Here is a 16,816-nt window from a genome sequence, read left to right on the forward strand (position 1 = left end):
TCCTTTACAACAAACACTATCCTTTATAAATATTTTCACCCCTAGTTTCCTTCGTAAAGAATGAAGCCAATGCACCCACACATACGATAACAATAAGCACCATAAAAGCTTTTCTATATCCGACTTCTGGTAAGGCTTTGTTAGCATCAATTATTTTACCCATTACAACCGGTACAACCGCTGCCCCTAAGAATCCAATACAATTGACCACACCAGTAGCCACTCCCGAAAGATTTCTATCATTGACCTCATTACCAACAGTCCAACACATAGTAAACCCAGTCATTACAAAACCAAATACGAATAAAAATGGTGCCAATAACGATTGTGGAACTTTGAAAATGATGAAAAGTATCCACCCTAATAAAGTTATAAGCGAGCAAAGTATCAGTGGAATCTTTCTATTTTTGAATTTATCTGACAAATATCCTATTACAAGTCCACTTACTGCAGAACCCACAATTGCAAATATTATATAGTTTGCAGCTGCTATCTTTGAAATACCGTATGCCTGCATGATAAATGATATTCCATATGTACCGAATAATATCACATATCCAGTGTATAAGCCTATATATGGAAGCGAAATAACCCAAGTTCTCTTGTTTCCAATAACAGACTTTAAAGCATCAATCACATTTATGTCTACAGATACCTGAGGTCTATTTTCCAATTCATCCATTCCTGGCAAGCCCACATCCTTTGGATCATCTTTCACAAATATTAGAGCAAGGATGGCAAACAATAGCATTGCAACACCCATATATACAAATGTACTTCTCCAACCAAAATGGCTGACAGCTATTACAAGTGGAGTCTGTGCTATCACAGCACCGAGATTTGCAGCCAATCCAACAAATCCTATCATAAGCGCAAAATTTCTCGAATAGAACCATCTTGACTGAATTTTTATCAGACAAATAAATATAACCGATACTCCTATTCCAACGGCAAATCTTGAAATATAAGCCACAGAAATATTAGGTGCCATTCCAAACGCAACCGAACCCACAGCTGCTAGTAACGAGAAGATAAACACTGTTTTCTTTGGACCTAATTTATCAGCTAATATTCCAGATGGAATTTGCATAATAAAATATGCATAAAAATACATAGATCCTATATTTGCAAATTGAGCAACACCTACATTAAACGCTTCCTGCAAATCATTTTTTACTACTCCTGGTGCCATCCTATGGAATGTTACAAATATATACATAATTGCCAAAATACTCCAAACTATCCACCTGTAGCTCTCAACTTTTTTTATTTTTTCAGCTTTTGTCAATTCTTTCATAAATTTCATCACTACCCTTCAATTTTAATATATTGTAAAACTAACTTTCACTGTGAAATTTATATCTTTTGAACGTTCTATACATCTATATTTTAATATACTTGAAATTGTTTTCAATGTACTTATAGTACAAAAAAATACCACTATTTTTATCTTTAAAACATATAGTGGTATTTAAATAATTGACTACATTGTATCCATAATTTATTTTAGTTGTTACTATTTCTACATTAGCGTTTATATAGGCATCAACGACAATCTATTCACTCATTTTATATATTTTTAGAGCCAATGAAATATCTGTTCTTACTTCTGTTTTATTCAAATCCTTGTCAAGAATTTCAGCTATTTTCTTATATCTATATTTCATAGTATTATAGTGAATATACAACTCCTCTGCAGCAATTTTCAAGTTCCAGTCACAATCAGCTATTTTTTGAAGGCTTGAAAATAGCTCTGTATTGTATTGTCCATCATAATCCAGTACCTTTCCAATACTAGACTTGCAAAAGCTTAGAACATCCTCATTCTGATAGATAGAATATAGTATTCTGTATACACCTAAGTCCTTATAATGAAGAGAGAAATTAGAATTATAAATGGTTCTTCCAATTTTTATTGCCATTTGTGCTTCTTTATAGCTTTTATACACATTTATAATATCATCTTGTGATTCACCAATCCCAATACTGACTGTGAAATCAAACTTATTACCTATTGTATTACGAATTTCTTCGCTCATTTCCTCTAATATTTCATCAATTTTATCTTCTCTGTTATTTTGAATTAAAAACACTGCTGTATCACTGAGATTGACATAAACTGAATCTACAAAATATGACTTGACAACTCTGACGGCGGTACTAAGAATATTATCTCTAATATCATCCAAATCATTATTTATATCTCTCTTTTCATCAGTATTTCCCATCTTTGTATACTCGTCCTTAAAATTGTCTATATCTACAATCAAGGTTCTAAAGGTTTCTTTAAATGTCCAACCAAATGACTGAGCTCTTTTTTCGATTTCCATTTTCGATCTTATGTTATTTGTAATTATATCTCTTACAAACTCATTTTTGTGTCTGTTTTCAATCTGCATACTAGATAGCTTTTTCTGCGTGTCTAGTATCAAAGCTGTATTTGCATGTGCCAAGGCATTAAATTCGTCTCTATATATATCACCCTTTTTCCTGCCTAAAAAAACAATATATCCAAATATTTTGTTATTCATGCTAACTCTGTAGGACTCTTTTTCTACCAAAAGCTGATTAATATTGATATTCTCGAAATCTCTGTCTTTATAACAACTGCTTTTGCAATGATACATTTCATTTAGCTTCATATCGTAGTAACAAATTTCTTCGCCCAATATTTCAGATATTACTTTTATTATTGTCAACGTGTCGCCCTCATTCATTACCAAACTGGTAAAATCACTCAAAATTTCCTCAGATTTACGAATTATCTCTGTCTGGAAGTTTATTATTTTCGACAGGGTCGGGTTAATAACATCAACAAATGACATTTCAACTGGAACAGAAACTATTACAAAACCAATTTCATTTCCCAGATCAATTATATTTTGCGGTATATAATCAAAATATCGCTTTAACTTTATAAAAAGTGCAACTATACCTGCATCACTCATTTTCCTTATCAATTCTTCAAATTCAGATTCATGCTTTTTAAATATATATCCACTCGACAATACTATTTCTCCCCCAACCGACCACGGAAAAGGGTTTGGAGAATCCATTATAGTTATTGAATGAACTTCCTTATCTAAGGCAGAATCACCAGCCAAAACAACAAAATCTCTGAATTCATCAGTATTCAATATATCTCTTATCGTGACTCTTTTATTCATCTAGACTCCTCCTCCATAGCATTCAAAAAAATAATCGGGCTCCAGTTATGCCCGTAGATTGTACTTATATTTAGGTCTCTTTGTCTTAATCTATTTGTTTTAATCTTCTCCCCTCATATTAAAATAGAATCGGTGTTTACTTACAGCTGAGTTTGTATTACTTCCAAGTAAAGTAAAACTGACAACTTTATATTAATTATAAAACATGCTATAGCACAAGTCAAATTGGACCTGTAGCTATAGCATGTAAAGTAAAAATATAACATTTCTAAATTATATTAGTGCGTTTTTCTGATTTTTTCTATATCTCCTATTCTACCTCATTAACAACCTTATCTTCCATTTTTGGATGCAAAGTAGTTCCCCAAATAGATATCTCTCTCCTCTTCACCAAAGAAATATCGTCTTTTTGATAAACAGTTCTCCATGGTTCCCAAATAAGTCCAGTATTTTCTATAGCCTTTACTGAAAGGTTTCTTACATTACCTTTAAGTGGTATAGTTACTGAAAATCCTGATGTTCTCGGTCTGCCGTTATATTCCCATTCTTTTGGTACTAGAACCTCTTCACCATTTTCGTTGTAAGTCAATTCATCCCATGTAACAAAGAATTCTGCAATATATCCACCTGTATGATTTAAAACAAGCTCACCATTCCTGTAAGAAGTTATTTTTGTTTCCACATAATCACTGCTACTATTCAAAATAGCTGGCTCATTATCCTTTACGAAAGCTGTTCTATATGAAACAGGAACTGCAGGAGTTTCTCTGCTATATTTGCTACCTGAATTTATTATTTCCTTTAGATCTTCTATTTTTCCACTAACAACCTTTGTAGATGTTGAAGAATCTCCACCCAATACAACTGCTGTAAATGAAGTGTTATCCAAAATTTGTTGGAATTCAACGTCACCCTTAATATCTGCGCCTTTTATTAACGCCTGGAACGCTGCATGAACCTTTGCACTCTTGCTTGAAGTTTCCAGTTTTATATACATTGATCGACCATATGATACGTCAGAAACATAAACTGGAGGAGTAGTTGCATTAATTCCAGCATTTTTCAAACCATCAACAGTTACAGTTTGAGCAAAGAAATCAGCAGGTGCTGAAGGGGCATCTATACTAACGTTATAATAAACTTGCTTAAAGTGTACCACACACACTTGCTTTTCTCCACTTGCAAGTGCATCGAAGTCGATATTTAAAGGAACACCCATTTTTTCAAATCCCAAACCAAACTGAGCCTTTAATTGATTCATACTTTTTGCCATAGTTTCTGTATATGAAATCTTGGCAGCAACATTTGGATATTTAGAAGAATAATCAGAGTGCCATTTTTCCACAAGATTATTTATTGCTCCTTTTACATTACTATTAGTAGGGTTTGAAACGATTTCCCCATTACTGTTGTTAATCATTCCCGGTAAATCAATGCTAATTTTTATTGGTGCTCTATCTAGCGAGATGACTGCCGGATTATTTTCCAACAAACCTTTATCTGCTTTGAGTAATGCACCAGGGAAAATCCTGTTGCCACTTGAAGTCATCACAGATACATCGGCATCTTTGTGCATAAGATTCTTTTTGATCTTTTCAATTACGACAAATTCATTATTCTTGTTCTTTCCAGTAGTTGGGAACTTTGTTGTAATCTTTTCCCCATTATGAGTCAAAATATTTTCAGTGTCGTAATTCAAACCATAAATGTACTTATTCAAGACATCTTTATAGTTTTCATTTAGACTTACTAAGCTTTCAACTACATCTTCTGCTTCTGGCACTTTTGTTTCTAAAACTTCTTCAGCAAAAGACTTAACTGTGGGTTGAATCATCATTGACACTGCTAACAATAACAAAAAAGTCAACTTTTTAGAATTAGATTTCATAATTTTCATAATCTTCATAAATTTACCTCCCTATAATTTCTTTAGCAACATAATACATCAGCAAAAAAGATTTGTCAATAGTTTTTAAAAAATTCAAATTGTTATTATTTGCATTACTATTACATTATAATTATTTTATTTAAACTGTTGAATTTTACGCATTTCGAGCTTCATTTCTCTTGGATTTTGTATTTGAACTTCTATTGATTTTTTTCATTTTCCAAAGATAATTTCACTGTAAAACCCTACAAATACTTTATTATTTATTTAACAATTTAACTTAAACCTATAATTATATATGTATGAATTTTCAGAAATATTAATATTTTTATTTTCAACCAAGCATTCTTTCATTTTATTCTGAATATTGCGATTATTTGTGGTGCACTGTAGCTTTTTTATTTTTTCATAAAATAAATATCAATATAGAAGCTATAGACTCTAAATTATACAACCAAATAAACTACAGCTCAAACTTATATAAGCTTTATGCTGTAGTTTAAAAAAAGAAAAATTAATTTTTTATTACTAGAGGGTTTGATAACATATTTATATGATCTGAAGGCTTTACATATTCCATTTTACATTCTTTTATCTGTCCTCTTAAATATTTAAGATGTTCCTTTATTTCTTTTTCTTCGGTAAAATCCTTAACTAAAAAATATTCCTGTTCAAAATATCCTGAATATTCAGTGTATCTTTTCGCATCTTTATTCATATCCGAATACACATATTTAAGCTTATCTTCACTAGTTAAATTTTCAATATACTTTTGGCAAACATCAACTGGATTTTTTTCATATAATTCTCCTTGCTGTTTTGGCTCTTCATTGCTACAAGCTGCAAGAGCAAGAATCATACAAACAGACAATACACCCATTATTTTTTTTATCATGTTACCCTCCTTAATTAATAGACTAAAAAATCATGATTTTCCCCGAATATAACACATATATAGATAAAAGTCAATTTTTCACAAAGATATTATTGAGAAAAAAATAAGCTACAGTTCAAATTGAACTGTAGCTTAAAAAGTAAAATTATTCGATTATAGTTGCAACAACACCTGAAGCTACTGTTCTACCACCTTCTCTGATGGCAAATCTCAATCCTTCTTCAACACATATTGAGTTGATTAGGTCTACTTCTATTGTTACGTTATCTCCAGGCATTACCATTTCTATTCCTTCTGGTAATTTACACTCTCCTGTTACGTCTGTTGTTCTGAAATAGAACTGTGGTCTATATCCATCGAAGAATGGTGTATGTCTTCCACCTTCTTCTTTCTTCAATACGTATATTTCTGCTGTAAACTTTGTATGTGCATTTACTGTTCCTGGCTTTGCTAGAACCTGTCCTCTTTCGATTTCTGTTCTCTGCACACCTCTCAACAATGCTCCTATGTTATCTCCAGCTTCTGCTTGGTCTAGTAACTTTCTGAACATTTCTACTCCTGTTACTACTACCTTTCTTGGTTCTTCTGTTAATCCTACTAGCTCAACTTCATCAGATACCTTCAATACTCCTCTTTCTACTCTACCTGTAGCAACTGTTCCTCTTCCTGTGATTGAGAATACGTCTTCTACTGGCATCAAGAATGGCTTGTCTATATCTCTTTCTGGTGCTGGGATATATTCATCTATTGTGTTGAAGAAATCTACTATTACTTCTCCCCACTTTGAGTTTGGATCTTCTAGTGCCATTAACGCTGATCCTCTTACTATTGGAGTATCATCTCCTGGGAATTCGTATTCGTTTAGTAATTCTCTTACTTCCATTTCTACTAGTTCTAGTAATTCTTCGTCATCTACCATATCACACTTGTTCAAGAATACTACTATGTATGGTACACCTACCTGTCTTGATAGTAGGATATGTTCTCTTGTCTGTGGCATTGGTCCATCTGTTGCCGCAACTACTAGAATCGCTCCATCCATCTGTGCTGCTCCTGTGATCATGTTCTTTACATAATCGGCATGTCCTGGGCAGTCTACGTGTGCGTAGTGTCTGTTTGGTGTTTCATACTCTACGTGTGCTGTTGAGATTGTGATTCCTCTTTCTCTTTCTTCTGGAGCCTTATCTATGTTGTCAAATGCAACTGCTTCTCCTAGATGATACTTTTCAAATAATGTTTTTGTTATAGCTGCTGTTAATGTTGTTTTACCGTGGTCAACGTGTCCTATTGTTCCGATATTAACATGTGGCTTACTTCTTTCAAATTTAGCTTTTGCCATTTCAAATTTCCTCCCTGTAAGAAAAATAATATTTTAGATTTTGTTTAGAGGATTTCAACACCCTCCATATTTTTGTTATATAATAGTATATCATTTTTTCTTCTGTTTTTCAATGTTTCAGAAAAAAACGCGATATATTTTAAAAGCATTTAACTGTAAAGTTATTATTTACCTTCAACAATCTTCTTTGCAACAGATGCTGGCACCTGTGAATAATGGTTAAATATCATAGTGTAAGTAGCTCTACCCTGAGTTGAAGATCTAAGGTCAGTTGCATAACCAAACATTTCTGATAGTGGAACATGAGCTCTGATTACCTGAGCACCATTTCTAGCTTCCATACCTTGAATCATACCTCTTCTAGAGTTTAAGTCACCCATAACATCACCCATGTAATCTTCTGGAGTTACAACTTCTACTGCAAATATTGGTTCAAGTAATACTGCGTTACCCTTCTTCATCGCATCTTTAAATGCCATTGATGCTGCCATCTTAAACGCCATTTCTGATGAATCGACTTCATGGTAAGAACCATCATACAATTCAACACCAACGTCAACAACTGGATAACCAGCTACGATACCTGACTGCATTGCTCCCTGTATACCTTGGTCAACTGGACCAACATATTCCTTAGGAACTGAACCACCAACAGTCTTATTTTCAAATTTATATCCTTCACCTGGCTCAAGTGGGTTAACTCTGATCTTAACGTGACCGTACTGACCTCTACCACCTGACTGCTTAGAGTATTTGTATTCAACGTCAACTGGTACTGTTATAGTTTCTCTATAAGCAACCTGAGGAGCACCAACGTTAGCTTCAACCTTAAATTCTCTTAGAAGTCTATCAACGATGATTTCAAGGTGAAGCTCACCCATACCACCGATGATTGTCTGACCAGTTTCTGCATCAGTTCTAACTGTGAAAGTTGGATCTTCTTCAGCAAGCTTCTGAAGAGCAACACCCATTTTTTCCTGAGCAGCCTTTGAAGCTGGTTCTATAGCAACGAAGATAACTGGTTCTGGGAATTCCATTGACTCAAGGATAATTGGATTGTTAGGATCACAAAGTGAATCCCCTGTCGTAGTATCCTTTAGACCAACTGCCGCAGCAATATCTCCAGCATATACTTCGCTTATTTCTTCTCTTGTATTAGCATGCATCTGTAGTATACGACCGATTCTTTCTCTCTTGTTCTTTGTAGCATTTAATACATAAGAACCTGATTCTAGCTTACCAGAGTAAACTCTGAAGAACGCTAGCTTACCAACGAATGGGTCAGTCATTATTTTGAATGCAAGAGCTGAGAAAGGCTCTTCATCAGAAGCATGTCTTTCATCTTCTTCACCATCTGGTAAAATACCCTTTATTGATTCGATATCTGTTGGAGCAGGAAGATAGTTTAATACTGCGTCTAACAATAGCTGAACACCCTTGTTTCTATATGCAGTACCACAAAGCACTGGATTCATTTCACAAGCGATTGTAGCTTTTCTGATACCAGCTATCAACTCTTCTTCAGCCAATTCTTCACCTTCAAGATATTTCATCATAAGCTCTTCATCAGTTTCAGCTACTGCTTCAACCAATAATTCTCTATATTCAGCTGCCTGATCAGCCATATCAGCAGGTATATCTATTACTTCAATATCAGTACCTTCATTGTTTTTGTACATATGAGCTTTCATAGTGATAAGATCTATTATACCAACGAAATCATCTTCGCTACCAATAGGCAACTGAATAGCAATAGCATTAGCTTTCAATCTATCTTTCATCATTCCAACAACGTTCAAGAAGTCAGCACCCTGTCTGTCCATCTTGTTTACGAAAGCAATTCTTGGAACTCCATAAGTTTCAGCCTGTCTCCATACATTTTCTGATTGAGGTTCAACACCACTTCTAGCACAGAAAACAGCTACTGAACCGTCAAGAACTCTAAGAGATCTTTCAACCTCAACAGTGAAGTCTACGTGTCCTGGAGTATCTATTATGTTTATTCTGTGGTTTTTCCACTGACAAGTAGTAGCGGCAGAAGTAATAGTTATACCTCTTTCCTTTTCCTGTTCCATCCAGTCCATCTGAGATGCACCGTCATGAGTTTCCCCGATTTTATGAGTACGTCCAGCATAGTACAGGATTCTTTCAGTTGTAGTAGTCTTACCTGCATCTATGTGGGCCATTATTCCTATATTTCTAGTCTTTTCCAATGGAAACTGTCTAGCCATCATTTTCCTCCTTATTTTATTAAAACTCTATAGACAGCTATTACCATCTGTAGTGAGCAAATGCCTTATTTGCTTCAGCCATCTTATGAGTATCTTCTTTCTTCTTAACTGAGGCACCAGTATTGTTAGCCGCATCAACTATTTCCTTTGCTAGCTTTTCAACCATACCTTTTTCGCCTCTAGCTCTTGTATATCTTACCAACCATCTAAGACCTAGAGTCTGTCTTCTGTCAGCTCTAACTTCGATTGGCACCTGGTAGTTAGCTCCACCAACTCTTCTTGCCTTAACTTCAAGAACTGGCATTATATTTTCCATCGCTTTGTTGAATACTTCTAGTGCATCTTCACCAGTTCTTTCTCCTACTAAAGCAAATGCATCATATACTATTTTCTGAGCCTTTCCTCTTTTTCCGTCATACATTAAGTTATTAATTAATTTTGTTACTACCTTACTCCCGTACATTGGATCTGGTAAAATTTCTCTCTTTGGAACATTACCTTTTCTTGGCATTACGCTTCCCTCCTTAATTATTAAAGTTAAATCATAGGTACTCGACAATTTTGCCGTGATGCCATAAATATATATTATTTAAAGCATCGAACTATAATCAATTGCTGTACTTACAGCTACAATTTTTATTCAATTTCCGGCTTGAATCCACCTAATTTTTGATTTACCAAATATTACTTCTTAGCTTCTTTTGGTCTCTTAGCACCGTACTTAGATCTTGACTGTCTTCTCTTGTCAACACCTGCAGTATCAAGTGTACCTCTAAGGATATGGTATCTAACCCCTGGTAAATCCTTTACTCTACCACCTCTTATAAGAACAACACTATGTTCCTGTAAGTTGTGACCTTCACCTGGAATATAAGCAGATACTTCAATTCCGTTTGTCAATCTAACTCTGGCAACCTTTCTAAGTGCTGAGTTTGGTTTCTTAGGTGTAACTGTCTTTACTGAAGTACAAACACCTCTTTTTTGTGGAGCACTAAGGTTAGTAGACTTCTTGTATAGAGAGTTATAACCTTTCTGAAGTGCTGGAGCAGTAGATTTCTTTTCTACAGCTTTTCTACTCTTACGAACTAATTGGTTGATTGTTGGCATCAACTGCACCTCCTTTTTTAAAATTTCGATTATTAATCAGTAATCGCCAACCATTCCAATATGCACTGCATATTGATTAATTGTTTTGATGCTTTTAGTATTCTACTAAAAAAATGTAATCTTATATATTATTAGATCACATACCTTTTAATTTTACCATTTTGCAATATCTATGTCAAGATTTTCTGTGTTTTATCTGTTTTTAAAAATGTATTTGTATAAATTGCATATATTTTTATATAATAACCGAATAATTATGGACGGAAAAACTGTTAAATTTGCATTTTTGTGATATTATAAGGTTGTGCAATAATTGCTGTATTTTATTTTTTTATTTGTACATCGGTTTTTCACTGATGAAAATATTTTTTATGGTTTGACTAAGGGAGGCTTATATGGATATCAAAGAAGACAAACACCTAATAGCAATAGCCATTATCGCATCTACTATTGTAATCATTTCATTTATATTCGTTTTTTCAGAAGTGATATTTGGCAATACAAAAACAAAATCCACAAATACAGATAACAGAAAAACGGTTACATTTGTAGGCGTTGGTGACAATCTAATGCATGATACAATTTACGTTCCAGCAGACGGAAGGGCTGGTGTATATGGAGATGGGGTTTATGATTTCGATTCATTTTACAAAAATATAAAGGACGATATCTCAAAATTTGATTTGAGATATATAAATCAGGAATCAATAATCGCCGGAAATTCTTTCGGTATCAGCTCTTACCCAAAATTCAACTCGCCACAACCACTGATGGATGCCGTAGTAAATGCGGGCTTCAACGTTATCAATATGGCGAACAATCACTCGTTAGACAGAGGTGAGACAGGTATAAACAACTCGATAAAGCTTTGGAATAGCAAAGACGTTTACCATTTTGGAGTGTATGATTCTCAGGAAAGTAGAAATAAAACACATATAATAGAAAAAAATGGAATAAAAATCGCAGTACTATCCTATACCTATGGAACAAATGGTATGCTTCCAGTCAATAGCTATGCCGTAGCATACCTTAACGAAAAAGATGTCAGAAAAGATATAGAAAATGCAAGAAACAAGTCTGACTTTATTTTAATCTCAGTTCATTGGGGAGAAGAAGGAATTGAGCAGCTAGATTCCATACAGCAGAAATACGGAAATTTATTCAGTGAGCTGGGTGTAGATGTCGTTCTCGGAACTCATGCTCATAGAATCCAAAAGGTTGAATGGAAAGAAAATTCATCAGGCAAAAAAACATTGATATATTATGGAACAGGAAATTTCGTTCACAATATGCTAAAGCCTACAACTTATTTAGAGGGAATGGCATCATGGACATTCGTCAAGGATGGTTCAAAAAAATATATTGACAATGCCAAGTTTACTCCATTGGTATTTCATTTAGAAAGAGGTGCATACGGCTTTGAAGGTTCAGTATACAGATTAGACGAATATCCTATCGAACTAGCAAATAAGCATATTGAAATGTGCGGCAATGGTAGCTATTATTTAAATATATTCAAAAATACTGTCGACAGTCTAGTTCCAAAAGAAATGATAGATATGAAATAAATTGACCATGAAAAATAAATTTGAACAAATAATATTAATTCATTCAATACTTTTCATAAATATTATTGTATAATAATTATATATACTGGTTTTCACCTAATATTTAATAAAATAAAAGCTAGGAGGTAATTTATGAATTTAAACGAAAGAATAGACAAGCTTGCAAAACTTGCAATTAAGGTTGGGGTTAATATCCAACCAGGAGAAACTCTACTTATAAGAGCTGACGTAAATGCAGCCGACTTTACTAGAAGATGCGTATGCGAAGCATATAAAGCAGGGGCAAAGCACGTTCACGTAGAATATTCTGATGAAATAATAAATAGGGAAAAATATTTGAATGCACCAGATGAGGTTTTCGATGAATACCCTCAATGGCAAGCAGATAAATACACTCAAATAGCAAAAGATGGAGGAGCTTTTCTTTCAATAACATCAGGTGATCCTGATTTGATGGATGGAGTTGATCCTAATAGAATAGGTAGATTTCAAAAGGTATCTGGTCAATACCTAAAGGAGTGGAGATCCTACACACTATCTGACAAGGTTAAATGGTCAATAGTAGCAGTTCCTTCTGTTAAATGGGCAAAAAAAGTTTATCCTGGAGTGTCTGAAGATATCGCTTTGGAAAAGCTATGGGATAGTATATTATACTGCTCTAGGGTAACTGAAGATCCGATACTAGAATGGGAAAAACACAATAAAGCTTTGAAATCAAAAACAGCAAAGCTAAATGACATGAAGTTCAAGGAATTAAGATACAAATCATCAAAGACTAATCTTGTTATAGGGCTACCAGACAATCATATTTGGTTGAGTGGTTCATCAAAAGATCCAAATAATATCGACTTTAATCCAAATATTCCTACTGAAGAAGTATTTGGTATGCCTCACAAGTATAAGGTTGACGGAGTTGTATACAGCACAAAGCCACTCGTATATGCAGGTAGCTTAATAAATAACTTCTGGATGAAATTCGAGAATGGTAAGATTGTCGATTTTGATGCCGAGCTAGGAAAAGAGAATTTAAAGCTGTTGATCGAAACAGATGACGGATCTTGTAGACTTGGCGAGGTCGCACTTGTACCATACAATTCTCCAATTTCGCTAACTGACACTGTATTCTACACAACTTTATTTGACGAAAACGCATCTTGTCACTTGGCAATAGGTGCTGCATATACAAGCTGTATAGAAAATGGTGCTGATTTGACTGAGGATGAAAAGAATGATATTGGTGTAAATACAAGTATTACACATGTTGACTTTATGATAGGCGACAAGGATTTGGATATAGTCGGAGTAAAAGAAAATGGCGAAGAATTCCAGATTTTCAAAGATGGAAATTGGGCGTTCTAATAGGTGGATTTGATGAATTTGGAAAAGAAATTAATAGCGTTCGCTCTTTTTTCTTGTACATTCATGGGTGCTGTGGAGATAACTATTGTCACCACAGCAATCCCATCTATTGTTAGAGATTTGAACGGATTCAATCTATCAAGCTATCTATTTTCGATTTACCTTCTGACCTCTGCAGTTGCCACGACAATCTTCGGAAAGCTATCAGACCTTTATGGTAGAAAAAAACTTCTTCAGATTTCGATAGTTATTTTTATACTTGGCTCTCTCCTATGTGGTCTATCCAATTCAATGCCACTTCTGATAATATCAAGAGGTGTTCAGGGTCTTGGTTCAGGAGCCATAAATACATTAACCATGGCAACGATAGGTGATATCTTTGGAGTTGAAGATAGAGCTAGAATACAGGGATATAACTCAACCGTATGGAGTATAGGCGGCTTGATTGCTCCTATTCTTGGCGGAATTATACTGATTAGATTGAGCTGGCACTGGGTGTTCTTTATCAATGTGCCAATAGGAATTTTAAGCATGATTTTGATACATAGGTCGTACAAAGCCACAGAAACAAAAAGTGACGATAAATTGGATCTAAAAGGCCTATTCACACTAACTTTAATCATAATTTGCTTAATACAGGCGATGTCAGCACTCGAAAAACATTCAATCTTCAGCCCAAACGTTGGCGGCTTGGCAGTACTTGCAATAATTTTTACATATGTATTCACAAAGATAGAAAAAAATGTAGAATATCCAGTCATACCATATAAGCTATTTTCAAAAGAAATACTTGTGGTTATGATAATATCTTTTTTAAATTCTACAATACTGATAGCGATGGATGTATACAATCCGTCCTTCTTGCAAAATGTACAAGGCTATCCACCGATAGTATCTACAGTGCCAATAGTTCCAATGTCTGTATTCTGGGTGGTGTCGTCTTTTATACTTTCGAGATATATACATAAATTCAGCACGAAAGCAATATTGATAGTTAGTTTATCGATACTGGCAATAGGATGCTGTGGCTTGGTTTTACTAACTCCAAAAAGCTCCCCATTATTTATGGGCATATATTCGGCAATAATAGGACTTGGTTTTGGTGGAAGCTTCAATATGTTGCTATTTATTGTCCAAGAAACTGTTTCAAAGGACGATATTGGAATGGCATCTGGATCAATAATGTTTGTCAGAACACTTGGTCAAACTTTGGGTGTGAGCGCATTCGGATTTATACTAAACAGTAGTATCGTAAAGTATTTTTCAAAAACAAATATCGATATAGACCCAGCAAACATACTATCAAATACAGCTATTGACAAAACAGAAATCATCAAGTCTCTTTTTGCCGGATATAACAATGTATATTGGGGTTGCTTGATTGTGGGAATAGTATGTGTGATATTTGCGTTACTGCTGCCATCAAATAAAATACTAAAAAACTATAATAATTAACAGGAGATACATATCTAATGAAAACAGATACTTTAAAACAGCTACTTGCAGCAATTTTTGTGGGCTTACTATTTGCAATCCCACTGAACATTAGTTCAATTATGAAAAATGGATTTATGGCTAGCTTTGGTCAATTAGTATATATGTTTTTGATACTAGGTGGTACATATTTTATGACAGGAATGATCAACAACAGCCGTGGTAGAAAAACTACAAATATGAGAATTTTTGCCAAAAAGCTTAGAAATCAGGGTGTGTTGATTCAAGATGCACAAGCACAGATGGTAAACGACAATTCAAGACCTACGAGAGGTTGGTTGTATTTGACAAATAAATCTCTGATATTTGCCAATACTCCAGACCATGAATTAATAGAAAAAAGTGCATTGAGAATATCATTATCCAAAATTTCAAAAATAGAAACATTCAAGCCCACTCCGATAACAAACGATGGATTGAGAGTAAAGCTACTTAAAGGTCAGGAATATGACTTCTATGTAGGCAAATCACAGGATTGGATGGAGCTAATCAATAAAGAGAAAACAGGAAAAGGAAAATAAAATAATGATTGATGTTATCATAGTAGCTGCTGGTTCTGGCAAAAGAATGAATCATGACAAAAATAAGCAGTTTATCATACTTAAAAATAAACCGTTACTAATTTTGACATTGGAAAAATTCTATAAAAATAAATTGATAGATAATATTTACCTAGTCATAAAAAAGGAAGAAGAGGATTATGTAAATAATTTGCTAGATAGCTTTGAAATCAGAAATATCAGACTGGTTTATGGTGGCAGAGAGCGTCAAGACTCTGTATATAATTGCATTGAGGAGATAAAAAAGCATTCACTTGAAAGCTATGCTGATAAATCAAATCACAAAAAAATACAGACTCATTCCAACCATTTTGTATTGGTTCACGATGGAGCAAGACCATTTGTTTCGAATGAAATAATTGAAGATACCATTCGTGAAGTCAAGGCTTATAATGCAGTTTGCGTTGGTGTTCCCTCAAAGGATACTGTTAAAATAATCGGCGAGGATAATATTATTCTCTCAACACCTGACAGAAAACAAATTTGGATGGCACAGACTCCACAAGCATTTAGATTCGATATTTTATATAGTGCGTACAAAAATTCATATGACAACAATTTTATAGGAACCGATGATTCATCCATTGTGGAGAATTACGGCATCAAAGTAAAGATGATTCAAGGTAGCTATGATAACATTAAAATTACTACTCCAGAAGACTTGAGATTTGCAGAATCTATACTGGATAGGTAAAATAGTATTAATGGAGGACTGGTAAAAATGAGAGTTGGAATTGGTTACGATGTGCATAAGCTGGTCGATAATAGGGATTTGATAATAGGTGGAGTAAATATTCCTCATGAAAAAGGTCTATTGGGACATTCAGATGCCGATGTGCTAACACATGCCCTTATTGATTCAATATTTGGAGCTTTGGCAGTCGGCGATCTTGGCAAGCACTTCCCAGATACAGATCCAAAATACAAAGGTGTAGACAGTTTGAAGCTACTAAAATATGCCTTTAAGCTAATGGACGAAATGGGGTATAAAATAGGAAACTTAGACTGTATAATCATAGCCCAAGCACCAAAAATGGCACCTCATTTAGATAAAATGAGAAAAAATTTCGCCGATATATTAAATACAGATTTATCAAATATAAATATCAAGGCCACTACGGAAGAAGGATTAGGATTCACTGGAAATAGAGAAGGAATTTCTTCTCAGGCAATATGCTTGCTGTTGAAAAAATAGACATATTATTATA

The 16,816-nt window shown here is 34.2% G+C and carries 14 protein-coding genes; 6 read left to right on the top strand and 8 right to left on the bottom strand.

Annotated elements, in window-relative coordinates:
* Positions 1 to 16 precede the first annotated feature (16 nt).
* The 8 genes from FYJ71_RS07065 to rpsL form a co-directional block, all read right to left on the bottom strand.
* Positions 17 to 1,306, bottom strand: a complete 1,290-nt coding sequence (locus FYJ71_RS07065; RefSeq protein WP_154538077.1) for an MFS transporter — start codon at positions 1,304 to 1,306, stop codon at positions 17 to 19.
* Positions 1,307 to 1,556: 250 nt separating this feature from the next.
* Complete coding sequence (locus tag FYJ71_RS07070; protein ID WP_154538078.1) at positions 1,557 to 3,167, bottom strand: PucR family transcriptional regulator; 1,611 nt, start codon at positions 3,165 to 3,167, stop codon at positions 1,557 to 1,559.
* 310 nt (positions 3,168 to 3,477) lie between these two features.
* Entirely contained in the window at positions 3,478 to 5,073 is a 1,596-nt protein-coding gene (locus FYJ71_RS07075; protein WP_235899096.1) for a thiol-activated cytolysin family protein, read from the bottom strand.
* Positions 5,074 to 5,569: 496 nt separating this feature from the next.
* The gene (locus FYJ71_RS07080) at positions 5,570 to 5,950 is read right to left on the bottom strand and encodes a hypothetical protein (RefSeq protein ID WP_154538079.1); all 381 of its coding nucleotides are present in this window, start codon (positions 5,948 to 5,950) and stop codon (positions 5,570 to 5,572) included.
* 145 nt (positions 5,951 to 6,095) lie between these two features.
* Entirely contained in the window at positions 6,096 to 7,289 is a 1,194-nt protein-coding gene (gene tuf / locus FYJ71_RS07085) for an elongation factor Tu (protein ID WP_154538080.1), read from the bottom strand.
* 164 nt (positions 7,290 to 7,453) lie between these two features.
* Positions 7,454 to 9,520, bottom strand: coding sequence for an elongation factor G (gene fusA, locus FYJ71_RS07090; protein WP_154538081.1), 2,067 nt, complete (start codon positions 9,518 to 9,520; stop codon positions 7,454 to 7,456).
* Positions 9,521 to 9,560: 40 nt separating this feature from the next.
* Complete coding sequence (gene rpsG, locus FYJ71_RS07095) at positions 9,561 to 10,031, bottom strand: 30S ribosomal protein S7 (RefSeq protein ID WP_091995351.1); 471 nt, start codon at positions 10,029 to 10,031, stop codon at positions 9,561 to 9,563.
* 173 nt (positions 10,032 to 10,204) lie between these two features.
* Positions 10,205 to 10,627 carry a 30S ribosomal protein S12 gene (rpsL, locus tag FYJ71_RS07100; RefSeq protein ID WP_154538082.1) on the bottom strand — a complete coding sequence of 141 codons (423 nt, stop codon included), beginning with the start codon at positions 10,625 to 10,627 and terminating at the stop codon, positions 10,205 to 10,207.
* A gap of 395 nt (positions 10,628 to 11,022) precedes the next feature.
* Here rpsL and FYJ71_RS07105 point away from each other — a divergent pair, with 395 nt between their 5' ends.
* From FYJ71_RS07105 to ispF, 6 genes are all read left to right on the top strand, one after another.
* Positions 11,023 to 12,195, top strand: coding sequence for a CapA family protein (locus tag FYJ71_RS07105; protein WP_154538083.1), 1,173 nt, complete (start codon positions 11,023 to 11,025; stop codon positions 12,193 to 12,195).
* Positions 12,196 to 12,327: 132 nt separating this feature from the next.
* The gene (locus FYJ71_RS07110; protein ID WP_154538084.1) at positions 12,328 to 13,554 is read left to right on the top strand and encodes an aminopeptidase; all 1,227 of its coding nucleotides are present in this window, start codon (positions 12,328 to 12,330) and stop codon (positions 13,552 to 13,554) included.
* A gap of 12 nt (positions 13,555 to 13,566) precedes the next feature.
* Positions 13,567 to 15,009 carry an MDR family MFS transporter gene (locus FYJ71_RS07115; protein WP_154538085.1) on the top strand — a complete coding sequence of 481 codons (1,443 nt, stop codon included), beginning with the start codon at positions 13,567 to 13,569 and terminating at the stop codon, positions 15,007 to 15,009.
* Positions 15,010 to 15,026: 17 nt separating this feature from the next.
* A complete protein-coding gene (locus tag FYJ71_RS07120; protein WP_154538086.1) occupies positions 15,027 to 15,569 on the top strand; it encodes a hypothetical protein in 543 nt (180 codons plus the stop codon).
* A gap of 4 nt (positions 15,570 to 15,573) precedes the next feature.
* Entirely contained in the window at positions 15,574 to 16,302 is a 729-nt protein-coding gene (gene ispD / locus FYJ71_RS07125; protein WP_154538087.1) for a 2-C-methyl-D-erythritol 4-phosphate cytidylyltransferase, read from the top strand.
* A 27-nt stretch (positions 16,303 to 16,329) separates the two neighbouring features.
* Positions 16,330 to 16,803, top strand: coding sequence for a 2-C-methyl-D-erythritol 2,4-cyclodiphosphate synthase (ispF, locus tag FYJ71_RS07130; protein WP_154538088.1), 474 nt, complete (start codon positions 16,330 to 16,332; stop codon positions 16,801 to 16,803).
* Positions 16,804 to 16,816 lie beyond the last annotated feature (13 nt).

Source organism: Peptostreptococcus porci, from assembly GCF_009695815.1.
Lineage (GTDB): Bacteria > Bacillota > Clostridia > Peptostreptococcales > Peptostreptococcaceae > Peptostreptococcus > Peptostreptococcus porci.